Annotated in this window: 17 protein-coding genes; 3 read left to right on the top strand and 14 right to left on the bottom strand. The window is 70.4% G+C overall.

Going from position 1 to position 19,280, the window contains the following annotated elements; translation table 11 throughout:
• Positions 1 to 18: 18 nt before the first annotated feature.
• The 6 genes from ACWGST_RS09165 to truB all read right to left on the bottom strand — a co-directional run bounded on the left by ACWGST_RS09165 (position 19) and on the right by truB (position 5,107).
• Positions 19 to 963 (bottom strand): sugar-binding transcriptional regulator, encoded by a 945-nt coding sequence (locus ACWGST_RS09165; RefSeq protein ID WP_452046347.1) that lies wholly within the window; start codon positions 961 to 963, stop codon positions 19 to 21.
• A gap of 114 nt (positions 964 to 1,077) precedes the next feature.
• On the bottom strand, positions 1,078 to 2,292 hold the full coding sequence (locus ACWGST_RS09170; protein WP_452046348.1) for an MFS transporter: 1,215 nt from the start codon (positions 2,290 to 2,292) through the stop codon (positions 1,078 to 1,080).
• Positions 2,293 to 2,323: 31 nt separating this feature from the next.
• A complete protein-coding gene (locus ACWGST_RS09175; protein ID WP_452046349.1) occupies positions 2,324 to 3,256 on the bottom strand; it encodes a bifunctional riboflavin kinase/FAD synthetase in 933 nt (310 codons plus the stop codon).
• Entirely contained in the window at positions 3,253 to 3,708 is a 456-nt protein-coding gene (locus ACWGST_RS09180) for a hypothetical protein (RefSeq protein ID WP_452046350.1), read from the bottom strand. Before ACWGST_RS09180 ends, ACWGST_RS09175 begins: the two co-directional genes overlap by 4 nt.
• 26 nt (positions 3,709 to 3,734) lie before the next feature.
• The gene (locus ACWGST_RS09185; protein WP_452046351.1) at positions 3,735 to 4,103 is read right to left on the bottom strand and encodes a hypothetical protein; all 369 of its coding nucleotides are present in this window, start codon (positions 4,101 to 4,103) and stop codon (positions 3,735 to 3,737) included.
• A complete protein-coding gene (gene truB, locus ACWGST_RS09190; RefSeq protein WP_452046352.1) occupies positions 4,100 to 5,107 on the bottom strand; it encodes a tRNA pseudouridine(55) synthase TruB in 1,008 nt (335 codons plus the stop codon). The genes ACWGST_RS09185 and truB overlap by 4 nt, the downstream gene beginning before the upstream one ends.
• A 28-nt stretch (positions 5,108 to 5,135) precedes the next feature.
• Between truB and ACWGST_RS09195 the strand changes: the two genes are divergently transcribed.
• Positions 5,136 to 6,131, top strand: a complete 996-nt coding sequence (locus ACWGST_RS09195) for a ketopantoate reductase family protein (RefSeq protein WP_452046353.1) — start codon at positions 5,136 to 5,138, stop codon at positions 6,129 to 6,131.
• 113 nt (positions 6,132 to 6,244) lie between these two features.
• On the opposite strand, the gene ACWGST_RS09200 is transcribed toward ACWGST_RS09195, so the two are convergent.
• Positions 6,245 to 7,762, bottom strand: coding sequence for a hypothetical protein (locus tag ACWGST_RS09200; protein WP_452046354.1), 1,518 nt, complete (start codon positions 7,760 to 7,762; stop codon positions 6,245 to 6,247).
• A 313-nt stretch (positions 7,763 to 8,075) separates the two neighbouring features.
• Entirely contained in the window at positions 8,076 to 8,678 is a 603-nt protein-coding gene (locus ACWGST_RS09205; protein ID WP_452046355.1) for a uridine kinase, read from the bottom strand.
• 48 nt (positions 8,679 to 8,726) lie between these two features.
• Here ACWGST_RS09205 and ACWGST_RS09210 point away from each other — a divergent pair, with 48 nt between their 5' ends.
• A complete protein-coding gene (locus ACWGST_RS09210) occupies positions 8,727 to 9,617 on the top strand; it encodes an A/G-specific adenine glycosylase (protein WP_452046356.1) in 891 nt (296 codons plus the stop codon).
• Here ACWGST_RS09210 and rbfA read toward each other — a convergent pair whose 3' ends face one another.
• The 5 genes from rbfA to ACWGST_RS09235 form a co-directional block, all read right to left on the bottom strand.
• A complete protein-coding gene (rbfA, locus tag ACWGST_RS09215) occupies positions 9,618 to 10,109 on the bottom strand; it encodes a 30S ribosome-binding factor RbfA (protein ID WP_452046357.1) in 492 nt (163 codons plus the stop codon). It lies immediately after the preceding gene.
• Positions 10,110 to 10,236: 127 nt separating this feature from the next.
• The gene (gene infB, locus ACWGST_RS09220) at positions 10,237 to 13,047 is read right to left on the bottom strand and encodes a translation initiation factor IF-2 (protein WP_452046358.1); all 2,811 of its coding nucleotides are present in this window, start codon (positions 13,045 to 13,047) and stop codon (positions 10,237 to 10,239) included.
• 83 nt (positions 13,048 to 13,130) lie between these two features.
• A complete protein-coding gene (locus tag ACWGST_RS09225) occupies positions 13,131 to 13,391 on the bottom strand; it encodes a YlxR family protein (RefSeq protein WP_452046359.1) in 261 nt (86 codons plus the stop codon).
• 99 nt (positions 13,392 to 13,490) lie between these two features.
• Positions 13,491 to 14,489 carry a transcription termination factor NusA gene (gene nusA / locus ACWGST_RS09230; protein ID WP_452046360.1) on the bottom strand — a complete coding sequence of 333 codons (999 nt, stop codon included), beginning with the start codon at positions 14,487 to 14,489 and terminating at the stop codon, positions 13,491 to 13,493.
• Positions 14,490 to 14,644: 155 nt separating this feature from the next.
• Positions 14,645 to 15,202 carry a helix-turn-helix domain-containing protein gene (locus tag ACWGST_RS09235; protein ID WP_452046361.1) on the bottom strand — a complete coding sequence of 186 codons (558 nt, stop codon included), beginning with the start codon at positions 15,200 to 15,202 and terminating at the stop codon, positions 14,645 to 14,647.
• A gap of 196 nt (positions 15,203 to 15,398) precedes the next feature.
• On the opposite strand from ACWGST_RS09235, the gene ACWGST_RS09240 reads away from it, so the two are divergent.
• Positions 15,399 to 17,006: a flavin monoamine oxidase family protein gene (locus ACWGST_RS09240; protein ID WP_452046362.1), complete on the top strand. Its 1,608-nt coding sequence runs from the start codon at positions 15,399 to 15,401 to the stop codon at positions 17,004 to 17,006.
• Positions 17,007 to 17,087: 81 nt separating this feature from the next.
• Here the strand turns inward: ACWGST_RS09240 and ACWGST_RS09245 are convergent, their stop codons facing one another.
• The gene (locus ACWGST_RS09245) at positions 17,088 to 19,112 is read right to left on the bottom strand and encodes a PhoX family protein (protein WP_452046386.1); all 2,025 of its coding nucleotides are present in this window, start codon (positions 19,110 to 19,112) and stop codon (positions 17,088 to 17,090) included.
• Positions 19,113 to 19,280: the final 168 nt, after the last annotated feature.

Consider the following 19,280-nt stretch of genomic DNA (forward strand, 5'->3'; position numbering starts at 1 on the left):
GGGAGCTGGTGCTCGGCGTCAGCCGTCGAGCAGGTGGATGGCGGTGGCCTCGTCGGTGACGAGCACCGAGCAGAGCCGGCTGCGCACGACCGCATCGGCGACGGCGTGCTTGCCCGGCCCCGAGACGACGGCGATCGCGAGCTGGGCACGGCGCAGCTCGTCGAGCGTGAGCCCCACGGTGCGGGCGTCGAGCGCCGGGTCGACGATGTTGCCGTCGGAGTCGATGTAGCGACCCACGACGTCGCCGACGGCGCCCTTCTGCACGAGCAGGTCGACGTCGGGCGCCGAGAGGTACCCGCTCTCGACGTGCACCGAGGAGTGGTCGGCCGCGCCGGCGCTGAACAGGTAGGCGTCGGCAGAGCGCGCGAGTTCGATGACGCCGGCGACGACCCGGTCGGACTCGATCGCCTCCTTCGTCTCGAGCCGTTCGAGGATCGCGGGGCTGGGCAGCAGCGTGGCACTGCCACCGCCCTTCTGGGCGATGCCGACGGCGGTCGCCGCCGCAGTGCCTGGCCGGCGGTTGAGGCTCACGCCGCCGTTGATCTGCACGACGTTGACGCCCGTGGCCCAGCCCTGGCGCAGGTGCTGCGAGATCTCGAAGAGGGTGCGCCCCCAGCTGACGCCGAGCGTGCGCGGCACGGGCCGCAGCGCGGTGAGGTAGTCGGCGGCGGCCTGCGCGGTGCGCGCCTGCAGCTCTTCGGGCGAGGTCACGCCGGCCGTCGAGACGACGATCGCGTCGTCGAGGCCGCGCTCGTCGCGCAGGCGCCGCTCGATCGGCAGGCGCCTGGCCCGCGGATGCAGGATCTCGATGCGGATGAACCCGCGCTGCTTCGCCTGTGCGAGGAGCCGGCCGACCTTCCACCGGGTCAGGCGCAGTGCCTGCCCGATCTCGTCTTGGGTCTTGTTCTCCTCGTAGTAGAGCTCGGCAGCCCTGATCGAGAGCAATTCGTCGATCTCGTCCATGCGCCTCCCCGGTCACCCTCCAGCGTAGGCAGCCGAGTGCGCATCGGCAACACTCGCAGGTCGACGTGCTCAGATGAGCAGAAGGCCGACGGATGCCGCGCGCGCAAGCACCCGTCAGGCGCCTCGCTCGTCTTCGAGGTAGCGCGCACGTGCGACGACCCCACCGCCGACTGCGGCGGGCACCGCCGAGGCGAGCAGGAAGACCAGCGGCCAGGTCCATCCGCCCGTCCACTGGTGCAGCAGCCCGACGACGAGCGGACCGATCGCGACGATCAGGTACCCGCCCGACTGCACGAAACCCGAAAGCGCGACCGCGCCCGCATGCGTTCGCGTGCGCAGGTTGATGAGCACGAGTGCGAGCGGGAAGAGCAGCGGGCCGATGCCGGCCAGGGCCACCCAGAGCCAGGTCGCCCAGGTGGGCACGAGCAGCAGGCCGAGGTAGCCCGCCACGAGGGTCGCCACCGCGACGGCGACGAGCAGCCCGACCTTGCCGTAGCGCGCGGCGATGAGCGGCACGAGGAGCCCGGCCGGCAGACCCATGGCCGCGTAGAGCGAGAGCAGCGCGCCGGCCTGGGCGGGTGAGACGCCCGCGATGTCGCGCAGGATCGTCGGCAGCCAGGCGAACGCCGCGTACGCGTTGAACCCCGACACGGCGAAGACGATCGTGAGCGACCAGGCGAGCGGGGAGCGGAGCGAATACCGGAGCAGCCCGGGATCGGCCTCTTCGGGCAGCACCTCGGGGGCGCGGCGCTTCGGGTGCAGCAGCATCGCGATCCACGGCACGAGCGAGACCGCCGCGACGAAGGCCCACTCGCCGAGCGAGACCCGCCAGCCCGCGGCATCCGCCACCGGCACGGCGACGAGCGGCGGCACGAACGTGCTGATCGACATCGCGGTCACGTAGATCGTCGTGAGAAGGCCGATGCGGTCGGGGAAGTAGCGCTTCACGAGCGGCGGCAGCAGCACGTTGCCGACGCCGATCGCCGCGAACGTCACGGCCGAGGCGGCGACGAGCCACAGCGCCGAACCGGCGAGGCCGCGACCGGCGAGGCCGAGCGAGAGCACCACGAGCGCGATGACGAGCGTCAGCTCGAGCCCCAGCCGCTTCGCGACCATGGGCGTCAGGATGCCGAACAGCGCGTAGCAGAGTGGCGGCAGCATGCCGAGGAAGCCCACGATCACGGGTGCGAGCGGCACCTCGACCTCGAGCTGGTGCAGGATCGGCGAGAGCGATGCCACCGCGGTGCGGAGGTTGAACGCCACGAGCACGATGCCCACGAGGGCCAGGGTGCGACCCGCCCAGAGCGGTCGGGGCGGGAGCGAGGTCATCCCCTCGAGTCTAGAGGCGGGCGGGCGCCGCTCAGCCGGCGAGGATGACGCGCGAACGCTCGACGTCGTCGCGAATGGTGTCGACGAGCGCCTCGATGCTCGTGAACGCCACCATGCCGCGGATGCGCTCGACGAATTCGACGTCGACGAGGTGGTCGTAGAGGTCGAGTTCGCGGTCGAGCACGTAGGCCTCGACCTGCTTCTTGGCGACGCCCTCGAAGGTCGGGTTGTCGCCGACCGAGATCGCCGCCGGGTAGCGGGTGCCGGCGTCGGTCAGCCAGCCCGCGTACACGCCGTCGGCGGGGATGAGGCCCTCCGACTCGGGCGAGAGGTTCGCCGTTGGAAACCCCAGCTCGCGGCCGCGGGCGGCGCCGTGCACGACGATGCCCGTGACCGTCGGCGTGTGGCCGAGCAGTTCGGTCGCCCGGCGCACGTCGCCCTCGGCGAGCAGCTCGCGGATCCAGGTCGACGAGACCCGTCGCTCGCCCTCGGGCCGCACATCGTCGATGACGTCGACCGTGAACCCGAACTTGGCGCCGAGTTCGATGAGCAGGGGCACGTCGCCCGCACCCCGCGCGCCGTAGCGGAAGTCGCTGCCGACCAGCACGGCCTTGGCGTCGAGCGCGTCGACCAGCACGCGCTCGACGAATTCGGTCGCCGGCACCGAGGCGAGGGCACGGTCGAAGGGCAGCAGCAGTGTGGCGTCGACCCCCGTCGTGGCGAGCAGCTCGAGCTTCTGACGCACGCTCACGAGCGACTCGGGGCACTTGTCGGGTGCGAGCAGCGCGAGCGGGTTGCGGTCGAAGGTGACGACGACGGTCGCGAGACCGCGCTCCTCGGCGATGCCGCGGGCACGCTCGATGACCGCGCGGTGGCCCTGGTGCACGCCGTCGAACTTGCCGATCGTCACGACCGAGGGTCCGATGCCGGCCGGCACGCCGGCGAGCCCTTTGAAGGTCTTCACGAGACATCCGCTCTCGAAGCCGGGGCACCGCTCGGGCGGTGCCTGGCGAGCCACCACATGCCGAGCACCGGCAGCACGAGCGGAATGAACAGGTACCCGGCACCGAATCGAGACCACACCGTGTCGTGCGGGAACAACTCGGGGAAGGCGATGCTGAGGGCGCCGATCACGATGACACCGGTGAACTCGAACACGATCGTCGCCCACGCGATGCGGTACCAGACGACGCCGGGGCGCACGAGCGCGATGGTCGCGACGATGTACACGACCGCGGCGAGGGCCGAGAGGGTGTAGGCGAGCGGCGCCTCGTCGAGCTTCGAGGCGATCTGCACGAACGATCGGCCGGTCGCCGCGAGCGCGAGCACCCCGTAGACGGCGACGAGCACACGGCCGATGCCGCTCATCCTTCGGCCCGGTCGCGCCTCGGGTCGGGCGCTGCGCACATCACTCATGTCGATCGATTCTCTCATTTCGGCGCTCACGCGGACTGCAGGGTCCAGATCTGGAACATCCGGTAGACCATGACGCCGACGGCGAGCGCGGCGACGCCGAGAATCACCGTCGACCAGCGGTTGCGTTCGACGAGCGCCCAGAAGGCGGCGGCCGGCGGCAGGATGAGCGCGCCGACGAGGTAGGTGCCGAACTCGAGCACGCTGCCGGATGGTTCGTTGCCGACCGCCGGCGCTGCGAACGCGACCACCACCTGCACGAGCAGCAGCACCTCGACGAGCGCGAGCGCACCGATCGTGAGGTCGCCCGGCACCCGGCCCGCGAGTCCCATGCCGATGCACAGCAGGCCGGCGACGACGGCGACGGCGAGCTGCACCCACGTGAACCACTCGATCATGCGTCGGCCTCCTTCGGTTCGGCGGGCGCCGGCGGCTCGGCCGGCGACGGCGGCTCGGCGGGCGGAAAGCCCGTGACGACCTTCAGCTGTCGGCCGCGCGGTTCGACGATGGCGACCAGGTGGTCGAGCGGGTCGACCGCGGCGAGTACCGAGGGCAACGGTTCGCCGCCGTCGAGAGCGGATGCCTCGAGGCCGGCCACTGCCGTGACGTCGACGCGCTTGCCGTGGCCGAGGTCGACGGCCTGCTGGGCCGTGAGGGTCACGACGGGCAGCGCCCGCCGCGCGGCATCCGCTGGGCTCATGATCGCCGACGCGACGTCGAATCCCTCGAGTTCGCCCGCTTCGTCGACGGTGAACCGGCCGATGCGGGTACGACGCAGCGCCGTGAGGTGACCTCCGGTGCCGAGCGCGGCGCCGAGGTCGCGGGCGAGCGCGCGGATGTAGGTGCCCGACGAGCACTCGACGCGCACGTCGAGGTCGACGTATCCGTCACCGGCGCGGAAGGCGAGCACCTCGAACGCCGAGACCGTCACCCGACGAGGCGCGAGTTCGACGGTCTCGCCGTCGCGCACGCGCTGGTAGGCGCGCTTGCCCGCGACCTTGACGGCGCTGACCGCGCTCGGCACCTGTTCGATCTCGCCCGTGAGCGGCGCGATCGCGGCCATGACGGCGGCTTCGGTGACGTCAGCGACGACGGATGCGGGAGCCGCCTCGAGCGCTTCGCCCTCCGCATCGTCGGTCGTCGTGTTCCATCCGAGGCGGATGGTGGCGAAATACTCCTTGTCGAGACCGACGAGGTAGTGCAGGAGGCGCGTCGCGCCGTTCACGCCCAGGACGAGGAGGCCCGTGGCCATCGGGTCGAGCGTGCCGGCGTGGCCGACCTTGCGGGTGCCGGCGAGGCGGCGCATGCGCGAGACCACGTCGTGGCTCGTGATTCCCTGCGGCTTGTCGACGAGGAGGATGCCGCTGTTCACGCCGTACAGGCTAACAGCCGTGCGCGGCATGTCGGCGCCGCACGCCTACGCTGGAGCAGTGAGGATCGGCATCATCGGCGCTGGCGCGCTCGGCGGCACCTTCGCGGCACTGCTCTCGAAGGCCGGGCACGAGGTGGAGGTCACGGCGCGCGGCTCGGGCCTCGCGGCGATCCGCGATTCGGGCATCACCTTGAGCGGCGCCTACGGCGAGGTGCAGGCCCGAGTGGCCGCCGGCGAGCGGCTCACGACACCGCCCGAGCTCGTGCTCGTCTGCACGAAGGCGCAGGACGCGGCATCCGCCATCGTCGGCAATGCCGAGCTCATCGGCGACGTGCCCGTGGTCGTCGTGCAGAACGGCCTCGACGGCGTCGCGACCGCCGCACGGCTGCTCCCCCGCGCCTCGTGCATGGGGCTGCTCTCGATCATCGCCGCCAACTACACCGAGCCCGGCGTGGTGCGCGTCACGACGCCCGCGACGAGCTATCTCGGCCGCGGCGACGGCCCGGCCGATGCCGAGTGCGCGCGCATCGCCGCTGTGCTCTCGGACGCGGTGCCGGTCGTCGCGATCCCCGGATTCCGGGGTGCGCAGTGGACCAAGCTCGTCGTGAACATGCTGAACGCCGTGCCCGCGATCGTCGGTCGCAGCGTGCAAGACGTCGTCGACGACCGACGGCTGCGACGCGTCGTCACGGCCTCGATGCGCGAGACCGTGCGCATCGCCGTCGCGCAGGGCGTGCGGTTCGGCTCCCTGCAGGGGCTCGGCGACCGCCGCCTTCGGCTCTTCGCGCGTCTGCCGCTCGCGATCGGGCAGCTGCTGCCGTGGTCGATGCGCGTGCGAATGGGCGGCGTGCCGAACCTCGGTTCCACGCAGCAGAGCGTTCGCCGCGGCCAGCCGACCGAGGTCGACTTCCTCAACGGCGCGGTCGTGCGCGAGGCATCCGCCGTCGGCCTCGACGCGCCCGTGAACCGGGCGCTCACCGCGCTCGTGCACGAAGTCGAGGAGCGGGGCTCTTCGCTGCCGGTCGAGCGCGTGCTCGCCGATGTTCCGGCCTGATCCTGGGCTCGACGAGCCGATGCGATCGAGCGGATGCCGCGGCATCCGTGGCTCGAAGGGATTGACGAAGGGGGCCCGGCGAACCGGGCCCCCTCAGTCTGCTTCCGCGAGCGCTACGCGCGCTTGCGGCGAATGCGAGCCACCACGAGGAACGCGGCACCGGCGAGCACGATGATGCCCGCGACGATCGCGATCGTCGTACCAGCGAAACCGGTGCTGGCAAGCCCCGAGCCGTTCGGCGGGGTGGCCGTGCCACCCTCACCGCCACCCGGAGGCGTGACCTTCGGGCCCGTAGCGCACTCGGGTGTTGCCTTCGGGTACGAGATCGTCACCGGAACCTCGGGGTTGACGACGAGCTTCGCCGTGATCGCACCGCGGGTCCACGCGAAGTTGCCATCGGTCTCGACCCACTTGCCGTCGACGAGCGCCCAGCCGGGCCATCCGTTGGCCTTGCCGTCGGCGTCGACCGATGCACCGGGCCACAGCTTCTTGCCCTTGAGCGTGCCGTCCGCCTTGAGGTCACCGAGCTCGATCGTCTCCGTGTTGGAGCCGGCCGTCATGACGAGCGATACCGCGCGGTTCTTCACCGTGTTCTCGGGGTCGGTCAGCTTGACGTCGAAGTTGATCCACGGCGAGTCGGCGTCGCAGGTGCCGGTCGCGACCGAGCCATCGAGCGTCGGCTCGCCCGGCTCCACCGGGCAGGGAGCGTCATTGAGCGTCCAGTCTCCGATGGTCTCGACCGGGTTGCCCGATGTGAACGCGTAGCCCGCTGCCGACTTGGCGGTGAGCTTCAGCTTGCCGTACGCGACGGTCTCATTCCATTCGACGCCCTCCAGCGTCGTGTCGTACGTGGCCTTGTAACCGCCGATGCCGCACTCATCGAAGAACGTCGCCTTCGGCACGGGGATCTTCTTCGGTTCCGGCTTCACGCAGTCCTCGTACTGGAGGAGGCTCTGGTCGCCCTGTGCGGCGTACGACTCGCCCTTGTACGTGAACGCCGGAATGATGTCCTCGCCCCACTGGTGCTCGAGGTGGCCGTTCACGACGGCCGCGAGTGCGATCGTGATGCGGTTGTACGGGTTCTTCACATCGCTCTCGGTCGCGTGGCAGATCGTGAGCTTCTTGACCGACGGCGAGTCGCCGCAGTCGCCCTTCAGGTTCTCGACCCGGCCGTCGGAACCAAGGCCGAAGCCATCGTTCCACGTCGTGTACGCGTAGACCCACGGACCGGTCTTCGCCGTGCCCGCCAACTCCACGGTGCCGAGCACGATCGTCTCGTTGCCCGTTGAAGAGACCGGACCCCGATCCATGCCGTCCGCGTTCTTCGGAGTCTTCTCGAAGGTTGTGGTGCCGACGCGCCACATCGATGCGCCGGTCTTGCCGCTCGCGTTCGAGAGCTTCAGCGTGTAGGTCACGTCGTAGTTGCCGGTCTCGGCATTGCAGACGGCAGTCGCCTTGAGGTCACCGGTGTGCGCGCTCGCGGGCGCAGCGACGCCGACGAGGGCGAATCCCGCGCCGAGCGCGAGTGAGGTGAGGATCGCCGCGATGCGGCGGAGCGGGCGGCGCGATGACCATCGCACGTGAGTGCGGGCATCGCCGTCGTGCGCCAGAGCGGCGCCGGGCTTGCTCATTCGGGGTGTCTCCATCGGTCGGCCCGGCAGGACGTCGAATCCGAGGTGACGGCGGCGCTCAGCGCGCACAACAAGGTCGACGAGCGCGTGGCACTCGTCGACGGGCGTCGGGTGTTTCGGGTGGTGAATCGGGTTCGCGTTGGCCGGGGGCTTGGCTATGTCCCCCATTATGTCCTCCGAAACGGGGACATGTAACCCGTTTTCTCCGCGAATGCGAAGTCCCACCCGAATTGGGGACGAAACGGGCCGCGAACGGGGTCGAATCGCCCGCTCACCGCGCCATTCGCAGCGACTGACGCGTCAGTCGCGCCCGTCAGCGCTCGTCGACGGCGCCGCGACGAGGATGCGCCGGGTCACGATTGTCGATCACGATGGATGCCGCGTGGCGCGGGTCGCTCTCGGCGTAGGCGATCTCGTCGGCCGGGTCGACGGGGTCGCCGTCGAGGGCGATCCGCACGTCCCAGAGATCGGCGAGCCGCGGGCGCAGCACGAAACGCCCGTCGAGCACCAGGATGGCGTCCTCGGGCCCCGTGATCCACTTCGGCTCGACCCAGGCGTCGCGCGTCGGGTCCCACACCCGGGTCACGAACGCCGTCGAGCCGCCGAGGCGGAACGGCTCGACGAGCACGCGGCGAAGCGCCGACTCGTCGAAGCCGTAGCGGTAGTACCGATCGGGTGTGTCGGCCCCGAACGCCGCCTGCGCGTCGCGGGAGCGATGGAATCCCTCCATGCTCGCGCGGAACACGGCGTGGTCGTGCTCTTCGAGCACAGCGGCGAGATCATCGGCGAACTCGGTCTTGCCGCTCTGCAGCGGCCCGTCGATCGCGACGATCGTGCGCCCGCGGCCATGGTACCGCAGCACTTCGTCGGCGATGGAACGCAGGAAGGTGACGCGTGGCGTCGTGACGAGCCGCATGCGATCGAGCCTAACCCCGCGGCATCCTCACCGCCGTAGGCTGTTCTGATGCCCCGCCCCCTGCCGAACGATGCGATCGCGATCGCGGTCGTCGAATGGTTCGCGGATGCCGCGCGGCCGCTGCCGTGGCGAGCGGCCGACGTCTCGCCGTGGGCTGTGCTGGTCAGCGAGTTCATGCTGCAGCAGACGCAGGTCGCGAGGGTCGTACCCCGATGGGAGGCCTGGATCGAACGCTGGCCGACGCCCGCAGCCCTCACGGCCGAGCCGCCGTCCGAGGCGGTACGCGCGTGGGATCGCCTCGGGTACCCGCGCCGGGCGTTGTGGCTGCACCGGGCTGCGAGTGAGATCGTCGAACGCCACGGCGGCGAGGTGCCCGCCGACCTCGACGCCCTGCTCGCACTGCAGGGCGTCGGCCCGTACACGGCGCGTGCGATCGCCGCGTTCGCCTTCGGGGTTCGAGTACCCGTCGTCGACACGAACACCCGCCGCGTCATCGCCCGTGCCGTGGCCGGGCAGGCCGAACCCGGGCCGCCGTCGACGACGCGCGACCTCGCGGCGATGCAGCGGCTGCTCCCCCGCGACGCCGACACGGCACGCCGATTCAACGCCGGGGCGATGGAGCTCGGTGCGACGGTCTGCACGGCACGAGCGCCGCAGTGCGGCGCATGCCCGATCGCCGACTCGTGCGCGTGGCGGGCCGCCGGCTACCCCGCATACACGGGCCCTCGGAAGGCGGGACAGGCTCGCTTCGAAGGTTCCGACCGTCAGGTGCGCGGTCTCGTCATGCGGGAGCTGCGGGCGGCGCACCGCCCGGTCTCCCGGGTCGAGCTCGAGCCCGTCTGGGCCGATGCCGCGCAGCTCGAGCGCGCGCTGACGAGCCTCGTCGCAGACGGACTCGCCGTCTGCGACGCCGACGGCTATCGCCTGCCCGAGGGCTGATCAGCGCGCGGCATCCGCTCCGTCGACGCTGTCGTCGCCGGCCGCGACACCGAAGTCGTCGTCTTCTTCGACCTCGCGCGGCTTGACGTACGGGTCGGCGTCGCCGGCGTACTCGGCCGTCGCGGCGAGCGACGCCGTCTCGGCATCACGAGACTGCGCCTCGCGAAGCAGAGCGCTGATGTGCTCGGCGTTCTCGGGGATCGCGTCGGCGATGAACTCGAGCGTCGGGGTCAGTCGCGCCGTGATGTTGCGACCCACCTCGCTGCGGAGCATGCCGGTCGCGGCCTTCAACGCCTTGGCCGAGTCTTCGCGCTCTTCCTCGGTGCCGTATACCGTGTAGAAGATGCTCGCGTGCTGCAGGTCGCCCGTGACGCGAACGTCGGTGATGGTGACGAAGCCGAGACGCGGGTCGCGCAGCCCCTTGTCGAGCCGCTTGGCCACGATCTCTTTGATGCGATCGGCCATCTTCCTGGCCCGTGCCGGATCCGCCATGTCCTTACCCTTCTCTCACCCCGCTCCGACCTGCGCCGGAGGGGTCCCGCTCTCGTGCCGAGCGAATCGGGGAAGGGGTCCCGTTCTCTTCGTTCAGGAAGAGAGCGGGACCCCGACCCTCGAGCAACTAGGCGCGGGGCTTCTCCCGCATCTCGATGGTCTCGATCTCGTCGCCGACCTGGATGTCGTTGAACTTGCCGAGGCCGATGCCCGCCTCGAAGTCCGTGCGGACCTCGGTGACGTCGTCTTTGAAGCGGCGCAGCGACTCGATCGCGAGGCTGTCGCCGACGACGACGCCATCGCGGATGACGCGAGCCTTGGCGTTTCGCGTGATCGTTCCCGACCGCACGATGACACCGGCGATGTTGCCGAACTTCGAGGAGCGGAACACCTCGCGGATCTCGGCGACGCCCGACTGGACCTCTTCGTACTCGGGCTTGAGCATGCCCTTGAGCGAGTCCTCGATCTCGTCGATGGCGTTGTAGATCACCGAGTAGAAGCGGATGTCGACGCCCTCGCGAGCTGCACGTTCGCGCGCCTTCGTGTCGGGGCGCACGTTGAAGCCCACGATGATCGCGTTGTCGATCGTCGCGAGGTTCACGTCGCTCTCGGTGATGGCACCGACGCCGCGGTGGAGGATGCGCAGCTGCACGCTGTCGTCGACCTCGATCTTGAGCAGCGACTCCTCGAGCGCCTCGACGGCACCCGACACGTCACCCTTGATGATGAGGTTGAGCGACTCGACCTTGCCCTCTTCGAGCGCACGGGTGAAGTCCTCGAGCGAGATGCGCTTGCGCGCCTTGGCCAGCTGGGCGTTGCGCTCGGCGGCCTCTCGCTTCTCGGCGATCTGACGTGCCGTGCGGTCCTCCTCGGTGACGAGGAAGGTGTCGCCGGCGCGCGGGACGCTCGAGAGGCCCTGCACCTGAACCGGACGCGACGGGGTCGCGGCGAGCACGGGGTCGCCGTTCTCGTCGACCATCGCACGCACGCGGCCGTAGGCCGTGCCCGCGACGATCGCGTCGCCGACCTTGAGCGTGCCCGACTGGATGAGCACGGTCGCAACCGCACCGCGACCCTTGTCGAGCTTCGCCTCGATGGCGACGCCACGAGCGTCTTTATTGGGGTTCGCACGCAGGTCGAGACCGGCGTCGGCGGTGAGGAGCACCGCGTCGAGCAGTTCCTGGATGCCGACACCCTCACGGGCCGACACGTCGACGAACATCACGTCGCCGCCGTACTCTTCGGCCACGAGGCCGAATTCGGTGAGCTGCTGGCGCACCTTCGCCGGGTTGGCCTCGGGCTTGTCGATCTTGTTCACCGCGACCACGATCGGCACGTTCGCCGACTGGGCGTGGTTGAGCGCCTCGACCGTCTGCGGCATGATGCCGTCGTCGGCCGCGACCACGAGGATCGCGATGTCGGTGACCTGCGCACCACGGGCTCGCATGGCGGTGAACGCCTCGTGACCCGGGGTGTCGATGAAGGTGATGGCGCGGTCGATGCCCTCGTGCTGGGTGTGCACCTGGTACGCACCGATGTGCTGCGTGATGCCGCCCGCCTCGCCGGCGACGACGTTCGCATTGCGGATCGCGTCGAGGAGTCGGGTCTTACCGTGGTCGACGTGACCCATGACGGTCACGACCGGCGGACGCTGTTCGAGGACGTCGTCGCCCTCTTCCTCGAGTTCGGCATCGAGGTCGATGTCGAAGCCCTCGAGCAGCTCGCGGTCTTCGTCTTCGGGCGAGACCACCTGGATCTTGTACCCCAGCTCGGCGCCGAGCACCTCGAAGGTCGCCTCGTCGAGCGACTCGGTCGCCGTCGCCATCTCACCGAGGTGGAACAGCACGGTCACGAGCGAACCGGGGTTCGCGTCGATCTTGTCGGCGAAGTCGGAGATCGAGGAGCCGCGACGCAGTCGGATGACGGTGTTGCCGTCGCCGCGGGGAACGCTCACGCCGCCGAGCGACGGGGCTTCCCGCATCTCGAATTCGGCGCGCTTCGTGCGCTTCGACTTGCGCGACTTGCTCTTGCCGCCGCCACGGCCGAAGGCACCGGCGGTGCCGCCGCCGGGGCCACGGCCACGGCCGCCGCCGCCCGCGGGACGCGGGCCGCCGAAGCCGGTGCCGGGCGCGCCGCCGGGACGCTGGAAGCCGCCGCCGGCACCGCCGGGACGAGCGCCTGCGCCCGCGCCGCCGGGGCGCTGGAAGCCGCCGCCGGGGCGACCGCCTGCACCGGCCGGACGCGGAGCGCCGGGGCGCGGCGAACCGGGGCGCGGCGCCTGCGGGCGCGGGATGTTGCCGGGACTCGGGCGCTGGCCCATGCCCTGCGCACTCGAGAAGGGATTGTTGCCCGGGCGCGGCTGGGCGGGGCGCGAGCCCATGCCCTGCGAGCTCGAGAAGGGGTTGTTGCCGGGGCGGGGCGTGCCCGCGCCGGGGCGCGGTGCACCCGGGCGGGGCGCAGCGGCTGCACCGGGCTTCGGGGCGCCGCCGGGCTTGACGGCGTCACCGTCGGTCGACGAAGACGCCGGGGCATCCGTCGACTTCTCTGCCGCAGCCTGCGCTGCGCGCTCTTCGGCCTGAGCCTGACGCTCGGCGACCGTCAGCGGCGCCTCGGCGACCGGGGCGGCCTCTGCGACCTCGGCCGGCGCGGGAGCCGGCGCCTCGGGGGCGGCCGGTGCCTTCGGGGCCGGCTTCGGGCCGGGCTTGACAGCGGGCTTCGCACCGGCTGCGGGCGCAGCGGGGGCCGAAGCGGCGGGCGCTGCAGCCGCGGCCGCACCTGCGGCCTCGAGCGCCGCCTTCAGGCGACGTGCGACGGGGGGCTCGATGGACGACGAGGGTCCCTTGACGTACTCGCCCATCTCCTTGAGCTTCTCAAGGGCGATCTTGCTGTCGACACCGAGTTCGGATGCGATCTCGTGTACGCGTGGTTTGGCAGCCACTTCTCTCCTGTTCCGGGTCTGCGCCCGGACAGGGGCAGACCATCAATGACGGACGGGTCTCATTTCGAGCCGCTCATGAGTCTTTACTCATTAGTGATCACGCCGTTCAGCCTGTTCTCTACGTTGCTGGTGTCTACCTCGCCGCGAATGCGGAGCGCACGCCCGAAGGCACGTCGCCGCACTGCGAGCCGGTAGCACTCGAGTGACGGATGCAGCCACGCACCCCTGCCCGGAAGCACGCCCGCATCATCTGCGATGACGTGGGAATTCTGGGTGACGAGCCTCAGAAGTGAGGCCCGTGGGGCACGCGAACGGCATCCGATGCACGTTCTGACGGGTTCCATCTTACACTCTGCGCTGTGTCGCCGCCGACGGCGGGCGATCGGCGGGGTTCGGCGGCCGCTCGGCGACCGTTGGTCGGGGTGGGCGTCGGCGGGCCGGCCTCAGTCGGACTCGAGCACCGAATCGGGCTGGATGTCGATCTTCGCGCCCGTGAGCTTGGCGGCGAGGCGGGCGTTCTGCCCCTCTTTGCCGATCGCGAGCGAGAGCTGGTAGTCGGGCACGAGCGCGCGCACGGCACGCGTCGCCTCGTCGATCACGAACGCGCTCGTGACCTTCGCGGGGCTCAGTGCGCTCGCGACGAAGGTCGCGAGGTCGTCGTTCCAGTCGACGATGTCGATCTTCTCGGCACCGAGTTCGGCGGTGACGGCGCGCACGCGCTGGCCGAGCTCGCCGATGGCGGCGCCCTTGGCGTTGACGCCGGGCTGGGTCGCGCGCACCGCGATCTTCGTGCGGTGGCCGGCCTCGCGGGCGAGCGAGACGATCTCGACGACACCCGAGGCGATCTCGGGCACCTCGAGGGCGAAGAGCTTGCGCACGAGGGCGGGGTGGGTGCGGGAAACGGTGATCGACGGCCCCTTGAGTCCCTTGGCGACGCTCGTCACGTACACGCGGATGCGCTGGCCGTGCAGGTACTCTTCGCCGGGAACCTGCTCTTCGGGCGGCAGGATCGCCTCGACCGTGCCGAGGTCGATGTGCACCATGCGCGGGTTCGGACCCTGCTGGATGATGCCGGCGACGATGTCGCCCTCGCGGCCGCGGAACTCGCCGAGCACGGCGTCGTCGGCGATGTCGCGCAGTCGCTGGTTGATGACCTGCTTCGCGGCGAACGCGGCGATGCGGCCGAAGTCGCTCGGGCTGTCTTCGGACTCGCCGATGACGTTGCCCTCTTCATCGAGCTCGGGAACGAACACCGAGACGTGGCCGGTCTTGCGGTCGAGGTGCGCACGTGCGCCGTCGGGGTTCGCGTGTCCGTGCTGGTCGGGATGCGTGTGCTTCAGGTAGGCCATGAGAATGGCCTGCTCGATGATCTCGACCAACTCGTCGAACGGGATCTCTTTCTCGCGCTCCATCATCCGCAGCACGCTGAGGTCGATATCCATGAACCCGGCCTCCTCTATTCAGCTCTCACGCCGCTTCCCCTCGGAGCGGACACGTCTCTACGGTACCGGATGTCGGGCCCCTCGGGCAGCCACGACCCGGGCGCCCGTGAGCGGCGGTGGGCACCGGCGAACGCCCCGAACGCCGGTGTGGGCGTTCAGTCGGCGGGCGTGGGCGGGCTGTTCACCCAGACGAGTTCGGCCTCGCCGGCCCCGTCGTTGGCGACGCGGTGCGGGGTGCTGCTCGCGAAGACGATGCTGTCGCCCGTCGCGAGCACGTGCACCTCGTCGGCGAGCTCGACGCGCACGCTCCCTCGCAGCACGAGCAGCACCTCTTCGGAATCGCCGTGCCGGTACGGTGCAGGGCCCGTCGAGCCGCCCGGTTCCATCGTCACGGCGTACATCTCGACGTGCCCGAACGGCGGCTCGGTGAGGAACCACTTCGTCATGCCGTCGCTCGCGGCGAGCGTGCGGCGGGCGTCGCGGCGCACGACCCGCGCGGCCGACACGGGGCCGGGCTCGACGAGGTCGGCGAGTCCGACGCCGAGCGCATCGGCCAGGCGGCGCAGGGTCGAGATGCTCGCGTTGGTGCGCCCCGTCTCGAGCTGGCTGAGGAACCCCGAGGTGACACCGGCCTGGTCGCCGAGCGCGCGCTGCGAGAGACGGCGCGCCGTGCGGTAGCGACGCACCTGCTCGCCCACGTCGTTGCCGGTCATCCCCCGCCTCCATTCCTCGCATCCGTTCCATCCTGGCTCACGGTCCAGACAGCGGCACGCGGATGCCGCGTGGCCCGAGTTCGAGGCGAGCGACAAGTTGGGGGTTGACGCGGCCACGAGACATCCTGCTCAATATCACTTAGCAACATGTTAAGCAGCACTGATCCCAACCGCTACGGATTGCGAGGCTCTCATCATGACAGGTTCCAGAGGCACCACCCCGCTCAGCGCACGGCTCGGCCGGATCCTCCGCGCCCACGCCGAAGCCGACCGCACCGGAGTGCCGGTCGACGACGTGCTCGGGCGCGAGCCGGCCCGCACCGTCACCCGGCGCGACGCGCTCATCGCCGGCGGCGCGATCGGCGCGGGCGCCGCACTCGCCATGGCGACCCCCGCCCACGCGGCAGCGGCCAAGCCCGGCCCGGCGCCGAAGGTCGTGATCGTCGGCGCCGGCCTCGCCGGTGTGCGCGCCGCCCACTGGCTCTGGCGCGTGAAGGGCATCGCGTCGACGATCTACGAGGGCAGTGCCCGAGCCGGCGGCCGGTGCTACAGCCTGCGCGGCCACTTCGACGACGGCATCGTCGTCGAGCACGGCGGCGCACTCATCAACACCGACCACAACGCCACCCGCAACCTCACCGCCAACCTGGGGCTGAGCCTCGACGTCGTGCACGGCGGCAGCTACCAGGGCTGGGACGACAAGTACTGGATCGACGGCGCCGATTACCCCTACGACGACGCGAACGACGACTGGGGCGCCGTCTACCAGGCGTTCAAGTCGGCGCTCGCAAGCGCGCCGTACTGCCAGACCTACGACAATCACACGGCGGCGGGTGTCGCCCTCGACCAGATGAACGTCGACCAGTGGCTCGCCGCGAACGTGCCCGGCGGGCTCTCGAGCCGCTTCGCCAAGCTCATGCAGTCGAACGTCATGAGCGAGTACGGCCTCGAGCCGCACGAGCAGTCGGCACTGAGCCTCATCTACCTGCTCGGCTGGAACTCGCAGAACAGCCTGTCGCCGGTCAACGGCGCCGACGAGAAGTACTCCGTCAACGGCGGCAACGATCTGCTCATCACCCGCATGATCGAGGAGCTGCCGGCGAACACCGTGCGCTACGGCTACAAGCTCACCGCCGTCAAGACGAACGCCGACGGCACCGTGCGCCTCAGCTTCCAGGTGGGCAACTCGACGGTCGATCAGACGGCCGACCGCGCCATCCTCGCCCTGCCGTTCACGACCCTGCGCGACTGCGACCTCACGCAGTCGGGCTTCTCGGCGCTGAAGCTGCAGGCGATCGACGAGGTCGGGCTCGGTGCGAATGCCAAGGTGCACGTCCAGGTGAGCCACCGCCCCTGGGTCGAGCAGGGCTACGGCGGCGCGGCCTACACGAACAAGAGCGGGTTCCAGTGCGGCTGGGACGACACCGCCGACCACCCGCTGCCGACGGGCGTGTTCAACTTCTTCCCCTCGGGCGACCAGGTGAAGGCGTGGACGGGCAATGCCTTCGGCCCTGCGAGCGCGTCGCAGGTCAACGGGCTGCTCGCGCAGGTCGAGCCGATCTTCCCGGGCATGACCGCCGCGTACACCGGCAAGTCGTACCGAGACTTCTGGTGGGCGAACCCCTGGTCGAAGGGCGCCTACACCGTGCTGCGGCCCGGCCAGTACACCTCGCTGTTCGGCGCCGGATCGGTGCCCGAGGGCAACGTGCACTTCGCCGGCGAGCACACGAGCGTCGAGTACTACGGGTTCTTGAACGGCGCCGTGGTCTCGGGCGAGCGGGCCGCGAAAGCGGTCGCGGCGTAGCGACGGCGTCCGAGGGTGACGGATGCCGCGGCATCCGTCACCCTCGTCGAGCGCTGCGCGTTCCCGCTGCACGCGCCAGAGCTACACGCGCCAGACCTGCACGACCGAGGGCCGCGGCGCGGCCACCAGGCCGGCGTCGGGGCGGTGCGACGGCACGTAGTCCGGGAAGTACGAGGTCGGCGCGGCCACCGTGCCGTCCTCGCCCGGGTGCTGCACGGCCACGAAGACCATGCCCTCCTGGTCGTGGATGACCGGACCGCAGGTCTCGCCGTCGCGCGGCACCGAGAGGAACTGCTGCACGCGGCCGCGGTCGGGCCCCTCGAGCGGCACCTTGAAGAGTCCGTCGTTGAATCCGATCTTGCTGGGCGCGCCGTCGGTCGAGATCCAGAGGTTGCCCTCGGAGTCGAACGCGACGTTGTCGGGGCAGGAGATCGGCGACACGAGCTCCTTCGGGAACCCTGCGAAGTACGTGTTCTGGTCGACGGCAGGGTCGCCGCAGAGCAGCAGGATGCTCCAGCCGAACACGGCACCCGACTGGCCCGCGGTCTCGGTCAGCTCGATGATGTGCCCGTTGCGGTTGCCCGTGACCGGGTTCGCCTCGTCGACCGAAGCGAGCTTGCGCGACGAGTTGTTCGTGAGGGCGACGTACACCTTGCCGGTCTTCGGGTTGGGCTCGACGTCCTCCGGGCGGTCCATCTTCGTCGCGCCGACGGTGTCGGCCGCGAGGCGCGTGAAGACGAGCACCTCCGCGGTGCTCATACCGGGGATGACGCTCTCGCCGCCCTGCGTGAGCGGGATCCACTGCCCGGTGCCGTCGAAGAGACCGTCGGCCGGGAGCGCTCCGGTGCCGGTGATCTCGGCGGCCGGGGAGTTGCCGGTGAACTTCGCCACGTACAGGTCGCCCTCGCTCAGCAGCCCGAGGTTGTTCCGACGAGCGACGGGGGTGTTCTTCGGGTCGAAGGTGCCCTTGGAGACGAACTTGTAGAGGTAGTCGTTCGTCTGGTCGTCGCCCATGTAGGCGACCGCCCGGCCGTCCTCGGCGATGATGACGTTGGCGCCCTCGTGCTTGAACCGGCCCATCGCGGTGTGCTTGCGCGGGGTCGACGTCGGGTCCTCGGGGTCGATCTCGACGATCCAGCCGAAGCGGTTGGGCTCGTTCACGAAGCCGGCGTCGTGCGCGTCGAAGCGAGGGTCGATGCGCTCGAACGTGTAGGTCGAACTCGCGCTCGGCGTCGCGCGGTAGCGCTTCTGCCCCGCGGTGTCGGCGGCCCACGCGAAGTAGCCGTCGAAGTTCTCCTCGCCCGAGAGCACGGTGCCCCATGGCGTGGTGCCGCCGGCGCAGTTGCCGAGCGTGCCCTTGACCCACCGGCCCTCGCCGTCTTCGGCGGTCGTCACGAGCTCGGTGCCGGCGGCGGGGCCGGTCAGCTCGAACACGGTGTCGGCGGTGATGCGGCGGTTGCGACGACCGTCGACGAGGTAACGCCACGGCTGGCCGAGCTTGCTGCGGCGAAGCTCGACGACCGAGAAGCCGTGGGCCGCCTTGGAGATGGCGGCGCGGCGGTCGAGCTCGGCGGCATCGCTCGTCGGCGTGAACATGATGCCGGGGTTCACGTACTCGTGGTTGTTCACGAGCACGCCCGTGCGGCCGCTCCGGTCGGCGATGATGTCGAGGTAGTCGCAGTTGTAGCCGAATTGGCCCGCCTGGGCCTCGGGCGTCTGATTCTCGAAGTCGAGCGCGGGCACGCCGGAGAAGAGCGGGTCGCCCCAGCGGATGATCGGCGCCCAGGTGTAACCCTCGGGCACGTTGAAGTCGTCGACGATCTTCGGCACCGGTGCGATGGCGTCGAACGGCAGGCCGCCGAGGGCCCCCGATGCCCCGCCCCCGGGCGCGGCGAACGCCGTTCCGGTCGGCGTCGCGGCAGCCAGCGCGATGCCCACGGCGCCCGCGGCACCGAGCCCGAGCAGCGCCCGACGCGACAGTGCGGCCGAGGCGATCTCGCGGAAGGCGGGGTTCGAGGTGGTGTTGCACTCGGGCCCGAGGCAGGCGTTGGCGCACTTGAAGTGGCAGGTCACCGGCGAGCGCTTGCCCCGCACATGATCGGCCATCGGGAACAGCTGGATGTCGGTGATCGTCACGATCGGTCCTCACGCTCGGGGTCGGGATGCCACTCAGCAGCGTGATGGGGGAATCCGAATCAGCATCGGACGATCGTTGAACGCGCAGTGAACCCGCGATGAACGATGCTGCACGCGCGCCTCGGCGCGCCGCGGTGC

The organism is Agromyces sp. NPDC055520, from assembly GCF_053619715.1.